The sequence below is a fragment of the Seonamhaeicola sp. NFXS20 genome, assembly GCF_049132085.1.
Lineage (GTDB): Bacteria > Bacteroidota > Bacteroidia > Flavobacteriales > Flavobacteriaceae > Seonamhaeicola.
Genome location: NZ_JAFMPU010000005.1, coordinates 130,105 through 146,109 on the forward strand (window position 1 = coordinate 130,105; position 16,005 = coordinate 146,109).

Consider the following 16,005-nt stretch of genomic DNA (forward strand, 5'->3'; position numbering starts at 1 on the left):
TTATTGAATAACCCAAGTGTCTTTACTACCACCACCTTGGGAACTATTAACAACCAATGATCCTTCTTTTAATGCAACTCTAGTTAACCCCCCTGGGGTAATTTCTATTCCATCTCTTCCTGATATGGCAAAAGGTCTTAAATCTATACATCTAGGGGCCAATATACCATTTATACAACAAGGTGCTGTAGAAAGTCTTAAAATAGGTTGAGCAATAAAGTTAGAAGGATTCTTTTTAACTGTTTTAAGGTAGTCTTCTATTTCTTTTTCGCTAGCTTCATGCCCCATAAGCATACCATAGCCACCACTTCCATCTGTTTTTTTAATAACTAAATTGGTAATGTTTTTTTCAACATATTCAAGCTCATCTGGGTTTTTTAATTGGTAAGTTTTTATGTTATTTAAAATAGGTTCTTCATTTAAATAGTATTTTATCATATCTGGTACATAAATGTAAATAGCTTTATCATCTGCTATACCAGTACCTGGAGCATTTACAATATTAACGTTGCCTTTTCTGTAAGCAGCCATAATACCAGCTACTCCTAATACGCTAGAAGCATTAAATTCTAAGGGGTCTAAAAAATCATCATCAATTCTTCTGTAAATTACATCAACACGTTTTAACCCATTTGTAGTTTTCATGTACACAAAATGATCGTTAACCACTAAATCATTTCCTTCTACTAATTCAATCCCCATGAGTCTTGCTAATGTTGTGTGCTCATAATAGGCAGAATTATAAATACCAGGGGTTAGTAGTACTACGTTAGGGTTAGCTTGATCTGACAGTTCTTTGAGTTTTTTGTAAAGTATATTAGGGTAATTAGATACACTTCTTATTTGGTTTTGTGGTAAAATACCAGGGTAAATTCGTTTTGAGATTTCTCTATTTTCAAGCATGTAACTTACACCAGAGGGTGTTCTTAAGTTATCTTCAAGTACATAGAATTCTCCGTCGTTATTTCTAATTAAGTCTACCCCAGAAATATGGGTGTAAATATCATAAGGTACTTCTACATTCTTCATTTCCCTAAGAAAATTAGGGCAGGAGTAAACTAAGTTAGCAGGAATAATACCATCTTTTATAATAAATTGATCATGGTATATATCTCTTATAAACAAATTTAGTGCAGTAATACGTTGTTTAATGCCTCTTTCAATTTTACTCCATTCTGAGGCGGTTATAATTCTAGGAATAATGTCAAACGGAAATATCTTTTCAATACCCTCATTATCATTGTAAACAGTAAAGGTTACCCCTTGACTCATAAACAACTGTTTAGCTAATTCTTCTTTTTTAAAAAGATTGTCAGAAGACGTGTTTTTTAAAAAATTAGTAATCTTTTCATAGGGCTGTCTAACTATTTCTTTATGGTTATACATTTCATCCCAGGTATTGGGAAGTTGGTTGTAAGATGAAAACAGATTATTGTTAACCATATGCGCTCTTTAAATTAATAGTGTGTGTTAAACAATATTCAGTTAAGTTAAATATTTTTAAAAAATTATTACTTGTTTTTGTTTAATTATTGTTAATATTTTTGAATTTAATTAAAAAAATTAACAATAATTATTATTTGTTTAATTTGATATGGACTAATTTATGATTTTTAATAAATACAGAATCTTTTGTATGAAGGCATATATATAAATTATTAACATATTTTAATTTCATACAAAACCAATATTTATACATGAAAGAATTACTGTATTTTTACACTAAATGCAAACCTTAATACAAGAATATATTCCGCAATCTGCTTTAGCACAAGTTTTAAAACTATTAGAGCATGATAATCTAGTAATTAAAATTAAAAATGAACGTAAAACACGCCACGGAGATTACAGACCGTTACCTAACGGAAAACACCAAATAACCGTAAACTCTAACCTTAATAAGTATAGGTTTTTAATAACACTAATTCATGAGATTGCACATTTTGAGGCGTATAAAAAATATGGTAGATTTATAAAACCTCACGGAGTTGAGTGGAAACAAACCTTTCAACATTTAATGTTGCCGTTTTTAAATCCTCAAGTGTTTCCTAGTACTTTGTTGCCACTTTTAGCAACTCATTTTAAAAACCCAAAAGCATCTAGTGATACAGACACAACATTGGCATTAGCCTTAAAACAGTTTGATGAGCATAATGATAAAACATTTGTGTTTCAGTTACCTTTGAATAGTGTTTTTAAACTATATAATGGAAAAGTATTTAAAAAAGGAAAAAAAAGAACAAAACGTTTTGAATGTGTAGAACTTAAAACAGGAAAGTTGTATCTTTTTAACCCAAATGCAGAAGTAGAACCACTAAAAGAATACCATGAATAAAAATTATTACGCTATTTTAATGGCAGGAGGTGTAGGATCAAGATTTTGGCCAGTAAGTACACAAGATTTTCCAAAGCAATTTCACGATATGCTAGGAACCGGTGATACTTTAATTCAAAAAACATTTCAAAGATTAGCAAGATTAATACCTAAAGAGAACATATTCATTTTAACAAACGAGCGTTACAATGATTTAGTTTTAGAACAGTTGCCTGATGTAGAACAACGTCAAGTTGTTTTAGAACCTGCTATGAGAAATACAGCACCTTGTATTTTATATGCATCATTAAAAATACAAAAAGAAAATCCAGATGCGGTTATGATTGTGGCTCCAAGTGACCATTGGATTGAAGATGAAGCAACCTTCTCAAAAAACGTAGAACAAGCCTTTGAGTTTTGTTCAAATAATGATGCCTTAATGACTTTGGGTATTCAACCAACATTCCCAAATACAGGGTATGGGTATATTGAGTTTGATAAAACCTCAAACCAAATTATAAAATCTGTAAACCAGTTTAGAGAAAAACCAGATTATGCCACTGCAAAAGAGTTTATTGCACAAGGAAATTTTTTATGGAATGCAGGTATTTTTATGTGGAATGTTAAAACGGTTGTAAATACTTTTGAAAAAAATCAACCCGAATTATTCCAGCTTTTCAAATCAGGAATGTCTGCGTATAATACCAGTTCAGAAGCGGCTTTTATTGAAGAAAATTATCCAAAAGCAGAAAATATTTCGGTAGACTATGCCATTATGGAAAAATCTAAAAACGTTTATGTAATTGCTGCTGAATTTGACTGGAACGACCTTGGTACTTGGGGAAGTTTGTACGATAAATTAGATAAAGATGAACACAAAAATGCCGTAGTTAATTCTAGAACGCTTGTTGATGATGCCACAGGAAATATGATTAGAACCAAAGCAAATAAAATTGTAGTTGTTGATGGTTTACAAGATTATATTATTGTTGATAAAGATGAAGTTTTGCTTATCTTTCCCAAATCAAAAGAACAAGATATAAAGAAAACACTCCAAAAAGTTAAAGATAAATTTGGAGAACAATATGGTTAAACATGAGTGAAGAAAGTAAATTTAATTTCTCTGAAGAAGAAGTTTCTCAAAAAGATGAAGCAGTAGCTCAAAGTAAAGAAGCTATAAAGAAGGATGCACAAGGTTTATTTCAAAGCATTAAGCAATTTTTAAGTGAGTTATTAGCCTTTAGAGAAGATACCGATAGAGACGCTACTATTGCGGCAATAAAAGGCGATATTCCATTTAAAGGTGCTACCGCGTGGATTTTAATTTGTTCTATTTTTGTAGCATCAGTTGGGTTAAATGCTAACTCAACAGCAGTAGTTATTGGTGCCATGTTAATTTCACCACTAATGGGACCAATTCTTGGTGTGGGGCTATCAATAGCCATAAATGACATTGATACGCTTAGAAAATCTCTAATAAACTTAGCAGTTATGATAGTGTTAAGTTTAATTACAGCCTTTTTATTTTTTAGATTTTTTCCGTTAGGAAGCCAAGAAACATCAGAGCTTTTAGGTAGAACTAAACCCGACTTAAGAGATGTATTAATTGCTTTTTTTGGTGGTTTGGCACTAATTATTGCCAGAACTAAAAAAGGAACTATTGCTTCTGTAATATTTGGTGTTGCTATTGCTACAGCTTTAATGCCTCCTTTGTGTACTGCTGGTTATGGGTTAGCAAAAGGTAACTTTGATTATTTTGGAGGCGCCATGTATTTGTTTAGCATTAACACTATTTTTATTGCTTTAGCCACATTTCTTGTTTTAAAGTTATTGCGTTTTCCTATGTTGCGTTATGCCAACTCTAAAAAACGCAGAAATATTTCTAGGTTAGCATTGTTAATTGCTATTTTAGTTATGGTTTGGCCTATTTATACTTTTGTTAAAGTCTTTAAAGAAAGCCAAATGGAAAATGAATACAAATTATTTTTAACAGATGAAATAGAGTCTAATGAATCACTTTGGCTTCAAAGAGAAAAACTAGATCCAGAAAACAATAGAATTACATTATATTTTAACGGTGAAATAAATCAAGCTACAGAGACTGATTTAAGAAATGAACTTAATAAATATGAGAATATTAAAGGTTTTAGCTTAGTTATTAACGGAAATAAAAATGTAAGTGCAGAACGTTTAATGGATTTATATGATAAAGCGTTAATGACAATTGAAGAAAGAGATAGCGTTATAACTAATTTGAAAAAAGAAATTGAAGTACTTAACTCAAATAAAGGCATGTTAAACGTTGATGATTTTACACACCTTGCCAAAGATGCTAAGATTAAATTCACCGATTTGCAATCTTTTGGTTTTGCTAAAATGCTAAAGTCTAATGATTTTAAAAATGCAGATACTGTTGCATTAGCTAGTGTTAAATGGAATACTTCTTTAAAAGATAGTATCATTTCTATTAAAGAAAAAGAACTTCTTACTTGGATTAAAAAGGAACTGAAACTAAAAAATGTAGAGATAAAAAGAGATTAATAAACCAAATTTCTTTAATGGAAAATAAATACGCAAAACTATTTACAAGGGTAAAAGCAGCTATCATTGATAGTATAGTTTTGATAGTTTTAATGTATTTGGCTTCTTGGGTTTTTAATGCTATAGGAACCGTTCCTAATTATGCTAGAATAACAGTTTTTATTTTTATCTTTTTAATGTATGAACCTATTTTAATCTCAATGTTTGGAGCTACCGTTGGGCATTTTTTTAATGATATAGAGGTTAAAAGAGAAAACAATGAAAGTAAAAACGTAAACTTTCTCAGGGCAATTTTAAGGTTTATTTTTAAGTTTTTTTTAGGTTGGGTTTCATTGCTAACCATCCGTAATAGCGAAAAAGGTAAAGCTATTCATGATTTTGTTGGAGGATCGGTAGTTTTAAACTACAAAAAGTAATAACTAGTCGTTTTCTTCTAAATACATTCGGCGTACTTTTTTAAACAGGTTAGATGAGTACACAAAATTGGTTACCGATTGATTATCGGTTTTAAAAATGGTTTTATTAGAGCCTTCCCATTCTTTTTTACCATTTTTTAGAAAAACAATTTTTTCGCCAATTTCCATTACAGAGTTCATGTCATGAGAATTAATAACCGTTATAATTTGATATTCATCTGTAATTTCTTGTATCAGGTTATCAATAACAATAGCTGTTTTAGGGTCTAAACCAGAGTTTGGTTCGTCACAAAATAAATATTTTGGGTTGTTAACTATGGCTCTAGCAATGGCTACACGTTTTTGCATTCCACCAGAGGCTTCACTAGGCATTTTAAAATGAGCATCAGGCAGATTAACGCGTTTTAAAACAAAATCGGCTCGATCTTCCATTTCACTTTTACTCATTTTAGTAAACATTCGTAACGGAAACATCACATTTTCAACAATGGTCATAGAATCAAAAAGAGCACTTCCCTGAAAAACCATCCCTATTTCGGCTCTTAAATTTCGTTTTTCAGCTTCAGAAAGTTCAGAAAATACTTTTCCGCTAAAAGAAATAGTGCCTTTTTCATAAGGAAAAAGTCCTAAAAGACATTTTAAAAAAACGGTTTTTCCAGAACCACTTTGTCCTATAATTAAATTAGTTTTTCCTTTTTCAAAAGTGGTACTTATACCTTTTAAAATTTCGGTATCACCAAATGATTTATGTAAATTATCAACTACTATCATTAGCCTAACATCATGCCTGTTAAAATATAATTTAATAGAATTATAACTACTGATGTCCATACAAAAGCAGTAGTACTAGCTTTACCTACTTCTAAGGCTCCGCCTTTCATATAATATCCATAAAATGAAGGTATTGTAGCCAAAATAAAAGCAAAAACAAAGGTTTTTATAAAAGAATAGGTAACGTGAAAACCGTCAAAATCTGTTTGTAGCCCTAGTATATAATCTTCTAAACTGGTGTATCCTCCAAACACACATGCAGCCATACCACCAAGTATACCTAAAAACATACCAATAGCTATTGCAAATGGGTACAATAATAAAGCTATAGTTTTAGGGAAAACTAAGTAGTTTAAAGAATTTATACCCATAACTTCTAGAGCATCTATTTGCTCTGTAACTCGCATGGTCCCTATGCTAGAGGTAATAAAAGAACCCACTTTTCCTGCCATAATTATAGAGGTAAATGTTGGTGCAAACTCTAAAATTACAGATTGCCTTGTTGCAAAACCTACTAAATATCTTGGTATTAATGGGTTTTCAATGTTTAACGCAGTTTGGATGGTGATAACACCTCCTACAAAAAATGAAATAAAAGCTATAATTCCTAAAGAGCCAATTATTAAATCATCAATATCCTTTAGTATTAATGTTTTCATAACAGACCATTTAGTGGGCTTGCGGAACATTTCTGCAACCATTAAAAAATATTTGCCAATATTATGGAGATACTTCATAAATAAAATGTTACTGCTAAAGTAAAAAAAACTTAGAGGTATTTAACTTTAATTTTAAATAATGATGTATTAATATGTGTATTTTTGGAGTTGATAAAATCTAAATTTAAAATGAAATACTTAATTACACTTTTATTAGCGTTAGTTTTAGCTACACCATCTGTAGCACAAGAAAAAAAACCTAAACTGGTTGTTGGCATTGTGGTAGACCAAATGCGTTATGATTATTTAACACGTTTTGAAGACAGATTTGGAGATGGTGGATTTAAACGTATGATAAATGAGGGCTTTAATTGTAAAAACAACCATTATAATTATATACCTACTTATACGGGGCCTGGACACGCTTCTGTTTTTACTGGTACTACACCCAAAACTCACGGAATTATAGCCAATAATTGGTATGATAAATATGAAAAGAAAATGGTGTATTGTGCCGAAGATGACACGGTTGAATCTGTAGGTACAACTTCTAACGATGGAAAAATGTCACCACAACGTATGAAAACAACCACTTTTGCAGATGAAAACCGTTTGTTTACACAAATGCGCGGAAAAAGTATTGGTATTTCTGTAAAAGATAGAGGTGCTATTTTACCTGCTGGTCATTCTGCAAATGCCGCTTATTGGTTTAGAGGTAAAAGTGAAGGAAAGTTTATCTCAAGTACTTATTATATGAAAGATTTGCCAGAATGGGTAAAAGAATTTAATAACTCTAAAAAGATAAAATCTTATTTAAAAGAATGGAATACACTATATAAAATAGATACCTATAAAGAGAGTGGAAGTGATTTAAATGATTATGAGCGCGGATTTACAGGAAAAAAAACAGCTACTTTTCCGTATGATTTAAAGAAATTGAATAGGCTAAACGGTGGTTTTGATATCTTAAAATCAACACCATACGGTAATAGTATTGTTGCAGATTTTGCTATTGAAGCCATAAAAAATGAAGCATTAGGTAAAGATGAATATACTGATGTTTTAACAGTAAGTTTTTCAAGTACTGATTATATAGGGCATAATTTTGGAGTAAACTCAAAAGAAATAGAAGATACCTATTTGCGTTTAGATAAAGATTTAGAGCGTATTTTTAAAGCACTAGATAGAAGAGTTGGAAAAGGAAATTACACGGTGTTTTTAACATCAGACCATGGAGCTGTAAATGTGCCTAGTTATTTAAAAAGTGTAAAAATACCATCTGGGTATTTAAATAACGGTGAAGCAAAAGAGCAATTAAAAGCCTTTATGGTAAATAAATTTAAAGCAGAAGATTTAATTGAAAACGTTAGTAATAATCAAATCTTTTTGAATAGAGAAAAAATTAAATCACTTGGGTTAGATTTAGCTGAAGTTCAAGAGGCTATTGTTAATGAAATTATTAACTATAAACATGTGTATAAAGTGTTTTCGGCCCATGCTTTAAGTACAAACGAATATACTACAGGTATTGAAGCTTTATTACACAACGGTTTTAATCAAAAACGCTCTGGAGATATTTTAATTATTCCAGATCCTGCATATATTTCATATTCTCTAACAGGTTCAACACATGGCAGTGGCTTAAATTACGATACGCATGTACCTTTGTTGTTTTTTGGTAAGGGTATTAAGCATGGTGAAACATACAAAAAAACAGTTATTCCAGATATTGCACCAACTATTTCAGCTTTATTAGGAATTAGTTTTCCTAACGGAGCTAGTGGTCAACCATTAGAGTTTGTTTTAGAATAAAATGCGCAGAAAAACCTTTTATTCTATATTGGCCATCTTAATTCTTGTAGGAGCTTTTTCTTATGAATATTTTTTAGAAGAAGAAGAACAAACTCAAGTTATTGCAGAAGGTAAAAAGGTAAAGAAAGATACAAATGAGTATTTTTTACCAACCAGTACTACAGGACAAATAATACATCATAACGGGTATTCTTTATCTTATAACGAAGCTCATGAACAAGCCGAATGGGTGGCTTATGAATTAAAAAAATCTCAGTTATCTAACACCAACTTTAAAAGACCTTATTTTGAAGTTGATGAAATGGTTAAAACAGGAGCTGCCCATTGGCGTAATTACAAAGGTTCTGGTTATGATAGGGGGCATTTATGTCCTGCAGCCGACAAGAAATTTAGTAAACAGGCGCACGATGAAACTTTTTTAACCAGTAATATTAGTCCGCAACAACATGACTTTAATGCAGGTATTTGGAATAGGTTAGAACAAAAAGTACGTTATTGGGCGAGTAAGTACAACGGTGTTTTTGTAGTAACAGGAGGTGTTTTAAAAGGTGATATGAAAACTATAGGTAGTGAAAATGTTTCAGTTCCCAATCAATTTTATAAAGTATTGATTGATAACAATACAGGTTCAACCAAAATGATTGCTTTTTTAATACCCCATCAAGATTCTAATAAACCATTATATGAATTTGTAGTGTCTGTTGATGAGGTTGAAAACCTAACGGGAATAGATTTTTTTCCAGAATTAGAAGATGCTATAGAAAATAAGTTAGAAGCCTCTAGTAGTTATAAAGGTTGGGGGTTTAATTAATTTTAATACCTTATTTTTTTAGTTTTCCAAGCATACCTTTCCAACGTAATTGTCTAATAAATTTACCTTGCGCTTTGGTAACTAATTGTTTGGGTTTTTCCTTTTTGGCTTTAAAATAGCCACCCATATAATCTTTAAATAACTCAAAACTTTTCTTTTTAAGAGCTAATTTTAGGGCAGAAATTACAGTTATTACAAAACCATAACGCATTTTGTACATGGCTTCACCTTGCAAGTATTTAGAAGCCTTATTGTAGCTTACTCCTGTTGGTTTTAAGTGTTTTACGCATAAACTTTCGTCTGTTAAAATATCCCAGTTGTAAAACTTAGCTAATAGTTCATCAACGGTATCCCACCCCATAGATGGTTTTAGCTTTCCTATGTCTAAAAAGCAAGCTTTTCTATAGGCTTTTAACGCTCCGCGAATGTGATCTTTTCTAGTTAGATTTTCTAGTGCCCAATCATTATTCTTTTTAATATAGCAAAACCCAGAAGCCATTCCAAGACGGTCATTGTTTTTAAAATGATGCGCTAATTGTTTTAAGTAATTTTCTGGAAAAATTAAGTCGGCATCAAACTTACAAATTACGTCATAATCTTCATCTAAAACATTATAGCCCTTGTAAAAAGCATTTATGATTTTAGTTCCAGGTAAATGTTGGTTGGATGATTTTGAATTTACTAGTTTTATATAATTATATTTTGTTGAATAGCCTTCAACTATATCCAAAGTTTTGTCTGTAGAATTATCATTAACTACTACAATTTGTTTTGGTTTTAAGGTTTGATTTACTAAAGAATCTAGGGTTAAGCCAATAGAACTTTCTTCGTTATGAGCAGGTATTACAATGTAGAAATTCATAGTTAAAACTGAAAATAAATTACTCCAATTACAGAAAATTAGAGTTATTTATGATGTTCTTTGTTAACCCTTTTAGCGTACACAATGTAATATCTTGGTGTAAACCATCTTAAAATAGGGCGAATACCAATTTTTTTGGTAGGGTTGGTCCATTTTTGGCTATCTATTATTTTCCATCCTGTTTTTTCTAATAACCAATCAAACTGCCAATCTTCAAATTCATGATAATGTCTGTCCCATTTATCTGTTTTACTTTTATAGGCAGGTGCAAACCACAATTTTAACGGAATACTTGCTACCAATTTGTTGGCCTTTATTTCTTTTAAAACCGTATATGGAGACAGTAAATGTTCAAAGATTTCAAAAGCGGTTACTACATTGGCTTCAGAGTTTTTTATATTACTTACATCTTCATCTAAATCTTCACCACTAGTATTTTTAACCTTGTATCCATGTTCTAACATAATTTTAGAAAAAGGATTTTCTACACCTAAATCTAAAATAGTTTCAGTAGTAGTAATATGCTTTTTTAAGAATGAAATAGTATGTTTAAAACGTTTGTTAGGAAAGCTTTTTTCGTACATTTATTAGGCTAGTATTTGTATACAATAGCATTTATATTCATGCCAGCGCCAACACTTGCAAACATAACAACATCACCTTTTGATAGACTATGGTTTTCTAATTTATTGTTTTTTACCAAATCAAATAAAGTTGGTACAGTAGCTACAGAACTGTTACCTAAAGTTTGAATGCTCATAGGCATAATGTGCTCAGGGATTTTTGTTTTGTATTGTCTGTAAAAGCGTTTTAAAATAGCTTCATCCATTTTTTCATTGGCTTGATGAATAAATATTTTTTTAACATCATTAATGCTATAACCGCTATTGTCTAAACATGTTTTCATGGCTTTAGGAACATTAACCAATGCAAATTCATAGATTTTACGACCGTCCATTTTTATGTAGCGGATGTCTTGGTTTAACTCTGGGTTATTAGAGTTGCCAAAGTAAAGATAATAAGCTTCGTCATAGGTATAACTAGCAGTTTCATAAGCTAAAATACCACCTTCTTCTTCAGTAGCTTCAATAATTGTAGCGCCGGCACCATCAGAAAAAATCATAGAATCTCTATCGTGTTTGTCTACTACTCTTGATAAGGTTTCAGTACCAATTACTAAGCAACGTTTTGCCATACCAGACTGAATAAAAGCTTTTGCATGAATAACACCTTCAATCCAACCAGGGCAACCAAATAAAATATCGAAAGCTACACATTTGGGGTTTTTAATACCTAAACTATGTTTAATTCTGGTAGCTAAAGACGGTAACATATCACTTTGGATAGTGTTGTGTTTAACATCACCAAAATTATGCGCAACAATAATGTAATCTATAGTTTCTGGATCTATGTTGGCATCTTCAATAGCTTTTTCAGCAGCAAAGAAACCTAGGTCTGAAGAATTATGATGTGATTTTGCATAACGACGTTCTGCAATACCTGTAATGGCTTTGAATTTTTCAACTATAACTTCATTAGGGGCATTTATTGTAGAACCATCTGCATTTAAAAATTCATGATTATGAAAACTTTCATTTTTTTCTACGGTGTCAGGAATATAGCTGCCAACACCAGTTATTTTAATGTTCATAATACGTTTTTTACTATTAAAATTTGAGTTACCTGCTAAGATACTTGCTTTATATAAACTATGAGAAAAATAGTAGTTTTTATTACGATGTTCAACAGCCTAAATTAGGCCTCTATATAGTCTTCAATAGGGGCACAAGAGCATACTAAATTCCTATCACCAAAAGCATCATCAACACGCCTTACACTTGGCCAGAATTTATTATCTCTAATATATTCTAACGGAAAGGCAGCTTCTTCTCTTGTATATGGAAAATACCATTCATTAGAAGTTATCATATCAAGTGTGTGAGGTGCATTTTTTAAAACGTTATTAGTGTCTTCTTTAGTTACGCTATCTATTTCTTTTTTAATAGAAATCATAGCGTCACAGAATCTGTCAATTTCTTCTTTGCTTTCACTTTCGGTAGGTTCAATCATTAAAGTTCCTGCTACAGGAAATGAAACGGTTGGCGCATGAAAACCATAGTCCATTAATCGTTTTGCAATATCAGTAACTTCAATACCATTAGCTTTAAAAGGTCTACAATCTATAATCATTTCATGAGCTGCTCTACCACGTTCACCAGAATATAAAGTGTTGTAATAACCATCTAATCTATGTTTAATATAATTGGCATTTAAAATAGCTACTTTGGTAGACTGTGTTAAACCTTCTGCTCCTAACATTTTAATATAACCGTATGAAATTAAGCAAGCCAAAGCAGATCCAAAAGGTGCTGCAGAAATAGCTGTAATAGCCTTGTCTCCACCTGTTTTAAATATTGGGTTTCCGGGTAAAAAAGGCGCTAATTGTTTGGCAACACAAATGGGGCCAACACCAGGGCCACCACCACCATGCGGAATAGCAAACGTTTTATGAAGGTTTAAATGACAAACATCGGCACCAATATTTCCTGGGTTGGTAAGTCCAACTTGAGCGTTCATATTAGCACCATCCATATAAACTTGACCACCATTATCATGAATAATTTGAGTGATTTCTTTAATAGCAGATTCATATACACCATGGGTTGACGGGTAAGTTACCATTAAAGCAGCTAAATTGTCTTTATGTTTAATGGCTTTTTCTCGTAAATCATCAACATCAATGTTGCCTTCATCAGTAGATTTTGTAACTATTACTTTCATACCAGCCATAACCGCGCTTGCTGGGTTTGTTCCGTGTGCAGAAGAAGGTATTAGGCAAATGTTTCTGTGGCCTTCATTACGAGATTCATGATATGCTTTTATAACCATTAAACCAGCAAATTCTCCTTGAGCACCAGAGTTTGGTTGTAATGATGTAGCGGCAAAACCAGTTATTTCAGTTAATTGATTTTCTAATTTTTTTAAAACTCTACGATAGCCTCTAGCTTGTTTTTTTGGTGCAAACGGATGGATATTGCCCCATTTAAACCAACTTAATGGTAGCATTTCAGAAGCGGCATTTAGTTTCATAGTACATGACCCTAACGAAATCATAGAGTGGTTAAGTGATAAATCTTTACGTTCTAAAGATTTTATATAACGCATTAATTGTGTTTCAGAATGGTATTTATTAAATACATCTAGTTCTAAAAAGCCTGATTTTCTTTGAAGATATGCGTCAATATTATTAGCAGGAGTTACTTCAGATATTACAACGGTTTCTTTGTTGGCTGCTTCGGCAAAAATTGAAATTAAATAATTTATATCTCTTATTGAAGTGGTTTCGTTTATTGAAATTGTAACCGTGTCTTTGTCAGGATAACAAAGGTTCACTTTTTTTCTGGTGGCAATTTTTTTAATCTTTCTAGCTTTGGTTTTTATTTGAAGCGTGTCAAAGAATGATGTATTTACTTGTTTATAACCAAAACTTTCTAAAACTTCGGCAAGTTTAGAAGTTTTATTATGAATTTTATTAGCTATAAATTTTAAGCCTTTTGGTCCATGATAAACGGCATACATGCTAGCCATAACCGCTAATAATACTTGAGCAGTACAGATGTTAGATGTAGCTCTATCCCGTTTAATATGTTGTTCTCGTGTTTGTAAAGCCATACGTAACGCTCTGTTGCCATTAGCATCTTTTGTAACGCCAATAATACGTCCGGGTATATCTCTTTTATAGGCTTCTTTGGTAGCAAAGTATGCTGCATGTGGCCCGCCATAACCCATTGGTATACCAAAACGTTGGGTAGTTCCAAGCACCACATCGGCTCCAAAATTACCAGGTGCTTCAAGTTTTACTAAACTTAAAATATCAGCCGCTACTGCTACTTTAATTTGAGCTTCTTTGGCTTTTTCAATAAAAGACTTAATGTCTGTTATTTGGCCATCTCTACCTGGGTATTGAAGTATAGCACCAAAATATTCAGAAGAAAACTCAAAGCTTTTTTCATCTCCAACAACTAATTCAATACCAATAGGATTAGCTCTTGTTTCTAGTAAAGAAAGGGTTTGTGGTAAGATATTTTCTGAAACAAAAAACTTATTAATATCAGCTTTTTTTTGAGCTCTATCTCTTACTGAAAATAATAAACTCATGGCTTCTGCAGCAGCGGTACTTTCATCTAATAAAGAGGCATTAGCAATTTCCATTCCAGTAAGTTCAATGACCATAGTTTGGAAATTTAAAAGGGCTTCTAATCTACCTTGAGCAATTTCAGCTTGATAGGGTGTATATGCGGTATACCATCCTGGGTTTTCTAGTATGTTTCGTTGGATAACTGCAGGCATTACAGTTGGGTGATATCCTAACCCTATATATGTTTTATAGGCTTTATTTTTTTTAGATAAATCATGAATATGAAGCAAATACTCATGCTCTGTCATAGGTTCATCTAAATTTAAACCTTTTTTTAATTTAATGTCATCTGGTACGGTTTCGTAAATAAGTTGGTCTAAAGAATCTAAACCTAAAGTTTCTAACATTTCTTTTTGGTCTTTTTCATTAGGACCTATATGACGCAGTGCAAAAGCGTTTGTATTCATTTAGTAACAATTTGTAATTTAAACCGCAAAAATACGTAATATTTAATGTTGTTTATTTCTTAAATATGAAAGTTTTTAACCATTTAGCAACGTTATTAACAGTTTGTTTATTTTTGTCTAATGACTCTTTTGAAGCAATTTTTAAACTTTTATATAAATAGTAGTATTCATGTGTCTTTAGCGGTATGTTCGCTGACCTGGGTTACCCTAATTGAGTATGAAATACCATTTGATGAAAATCTATTGTTTTTTATGTTTTTTTCTTCTGTAACAGGGTATAATTTTGTCAAGTATTACGGAATTGCAAAGTTTCATCATAGGGGGTTGGCTAGTTGGTTAAAAGCTATTCAGGTTTTTTCATTTTTCTGTTTCATTTTCATGCTTTTTTATGCTTTAAAGTTAAACACAAAAACATTGTTATATATTTTAGGCTTTGGCTTAGTTACTTTTTTTTACGCTATTCCTTTTTTGCCTAAACATTTTTTTGTTGATAAGAAACAAAATTTAAGAAGTATTGGCGGGCTAAAAATTTATTTAATAGCATTAGTGTGGAGCGGGGTTACTGTTTTAACACCATTTATTAATAATGACATGAATTTAAGTGTAGATGTTTTTATAACAGGCTTTCAGCGCTATTTGTATATTATTGTTTTAATGTTTCCGTTTGAAATTAGAGATTTAAAGTTTGATAATCTTAAATTATCTACTATTCCTCAAAAGATTGGTATTAATAAAACAAAAATTATAGGTTCTTTAATTTTAGTAAGTATCTTTTTTTTAGAATTTTTTAAAGACGAAATGTCATTAAAACTCTTACTAGTAATGGTGTTAATTAATTTATGTACGCTAATTGCTTTGTGGTTTGCAAAAATAAATCAAGGGAAATATTATAGTTCTTTTTGGGTTGAAGGAATACCCGTTTTATGGTTAATATTACTTTTATTGATTAATTAGTCTACTTGCTCTTTAATAGCTTTATCTAGCTCTTTTTTCATGTTTTTTTTACAATTAGGGTCTAAGCATTTAACTTTAGATTCTTTTATTGTTTTTGTTAACATGGTGTTGTTTTTATAATAGGTTTTGGTGATCTTGCAGTAAGAGAGTCTAATACTGAGTTTTATTTTTTCCCATAAACTAGCTTCATTGTACTGCGCTTTATCACATATAAGTTGAGCTTCTTCGCAGCTTATAAATAAAAAACTTTTTTTCTTCAT

15 protein-coding genes are annotated in these 16,005 nt (G+C 31.3%); 7 read left to right on the top strand and 8 right to left on the bottom strand.

What is annotated here, in order from left to right:
• The gene (locus J1D01_RS09265) at positions 1 to 1,443 is read right to left on the bottom strand and encodes a circularly permuted type 2 ATP-grasp protein (RefSeq protein ID WP_421150633.1); all 1,443 of its coding nucleotides are present in this window, start codon (positions 1,441 to 1,443) and stop codon (positions 1 to 3) included.
• A 283-nt stretch (positions 1,444 to 1,726) separates the two neighbouring features.
• On the opposite strand from J1D01_RS09265, the gene J1D01_RS09270 reads away from it, so the two are divergent.
• The 4 genes from J1D01_RS09270 to J1D01_RS09285 are packed head-to-tail and all read left to right on the top strand — an operon-like array spanning position 1,727 to position 5,271.
• Positions 1,727 to 2,335: a SprT-like domain-containing protein gene (locus J1D01_RS09270; protein ID WP_421150634.1), complete on the top strand. Its 609-nt coding sequence runs from the start codon at positions 1,727 to 1,729 to the stop codon at positions 2,333 to 2,335.
• On the top strand, positions 2,328 to 3,407 hold the full coding sequence (locus tag J1D01_RS09275; protein ID WP_372935067.1) for a mannose-1-phosphate guanylyltransferase: 1,080 nt from the start codon (positions 2,328 to 2,330) through the stop codon (positions 3,405 to 3,407). The genes J1D01_RS09270 and J1D01_RS09275 overlap by 8 nt, the downstream gene beginning before the upstream one ends.
• Before the next feature lie 2 nt (positions 3,408 to 3,409).
• The gene (locus J1D01_RS09280) at positions 3,410 to 4,855 is read left to right on the top strand and encodes a DUF389 domain-containing protein (protein WP_372935065.1); all 1,446 of its coding nucleotides are present in this window, start codon (positions 3,410 to 3,412) and stop codon (positions 4,853 to 4,855) included.
• A gap of 17 nt (positions 4,856 to 4,872) precedes the next feature.
• The gene (locus J1D01_RS09285; protein ID WP_372935063.1) at positions 4,873 to 5,271 is read left to right on the top strand and encodes an RDD family protein; all 399 of its coding nucleotides are present in this window, start codon (positions 4,873 to 4,875) and stop codon (positions 5,269 to 5,271) included.
• A gap of 3 nt (positions 5,272 to 5,274) precedes the next feature.
• On the opposite strand, the gene J1D01_RS09290 is transcribed toward J1D01_RS09285, so the two are convergent.
• Both J1D01_RS09290 and J1D01_RS09295 read right to left on the bottom strand, forming a co-directional pair.
• Positions 5,275 to 6,042 carry an ABC transporter ATP-binding protein gene (locus tag J1D01_RS09290; protein ID WP_372935061.1) on the bottom strand — a complete coding sequence of 256 codons (768 nt, stop codon included), beginning with the start codon at positions 6,040 to 6,042 and terminating at the stop codon, positions 5,275 to 5,277.
• Positions 6,042 to 6,779 carry an MlaE family ABC transporter permease gene (locus J1D01_RS09295; RefSeq protein ID WP_372935059.1) on the bottom strand — a complete coding sequence of 246 codons (738 nt, stop codon included), beginning with the start codon at positions 6,777 to 6,779 and terminating at the stop codon, positions 6,042 to 6,044. Before J1D01_RS09295 ends, J1D01_RS09290 begins: the two co-directional genes overlap by 1 nt.
• A gap of 111 nt (positions 6,780 to 6,890) precedes the next feature.
• On the opposite strand from J1D01_RS09295, the gene pafA reads away from it, so the two are divergent.
• Positions 6,891 to 8,513 carry an alkaline phosphatase PafA gene (pafA, locus tag J1D01_RS09300; RefSeq protein WP_421150635.1) on the top strand — a complete coding sequence of 541 codons (1,623 nt, stop codon included), beginning with the start codon at positions 6,891 to 6,893 and terminating at the stop codon, positions 8,511 to 8,513.
• Between the two features lies 1 nt (position 8,514).
• Complete coding sequence (locus tag J1D01_RS09305) at positions 8,515 to 9,324, top strand: DNA/RNA non-specific endonuclease (protein WP_421150636.1); 810 nt, start codon at positions 8,515 to 8,517, stop codon at positions 9,322 to 9,324.
• Positions 9,325 to 9,334: 10 nt separating this feature from the next.
• On the opposite strand, the gene J1D01_RS09310 is transcribed toward J1D01_RS09305, so the two are convergent.
• The 4 genes from J1D01_RS09310 to gcvP form a co-directional block, all read right to left on the bottom strand.
• Positions 9,335 to 10,186 carry a glycosyltransferase family 2 protein gene (locus J1D01_RS09310; protein ID WP_372935053.1) on the bottom strand — a complete coding sequence of 284 codons (852 nt, stop codon included), beginning with the start codon at positions 10,184 to 10,186 and terminating at the stop codon, positions 9,335 to 9,337.
• Between the two features lie 44 nt (positions 10,187 to 10,230).
• Positions 10,231 to 10,770, bottom strand: coding sequence for a methyltransferase (locus J1D01_RS09315; protein WP_372935051.1), 540 nt, complete (start codon positions 10,768 to 10,770; stop codon positions 10,231 to 10,233).
• Positions 10,771 to 10,778: 8 nt separating this feature from the next.
• Positions 10,779 to 11,837: a 3-oxoacyl-ACP synthase III family protein gene (locus J1D01_RS09320; RefSeq protein WP_421150637.1), complete on the bottom strand. Its 1,059-nt coding sequence runs from the start codon at positions 11,835 to 11,837 to the stop codon at positions 10,779 to 10,781.
• A gap of 104 nt (positions 11,838 to 11,941) precedes the next feature.
• Positions 11,942 to 14,791: an aminomethyl-transferring glycine dehydrogenase gene (gcvP, locus tag J1D01_RS09325; RefSeq protein WP_421150638.1), complete on the bottom strand. Its 2,850-nt coding sequence runs from the start codon at positions 14,789 to 14,791 to the stop codon at positions 11,942 to 11,944.
• A 120-nt stretch (positions 14,792 to 14,911) separates the two neighbouring features.
• Here gcvP and J1D01_RS09330 point away from each other — a divergent pair, with 120 nt between their 5' ends.
• Positions 14,912 to 15,745, top strand: a complete 834-nt coding sequence (locus J1D01_RS09330) for a hypothetical protein (protein ID WP_421150639.1) — start codon at positions 14,912 to 14,914, stop codon at positions 15,743 to 15,745.
• Here J1D01_RS09330 and J1D01_RS09335 read toward each other — a convergent pair.
• Positions 15,742 to 16,005: a hypothetical protein gene (locus J1D01_RS09335; protein ID WP_372935043.1), complete on the bottom strand. Its 264-nt coding sequence runs from the start codon at positions 16,003 to 16,005 to the stop codon at positions 15,742 to 15,744. The genes J1D01_RS09330 and J1D01_RS09335 overlap by 4 nt on opposite strands.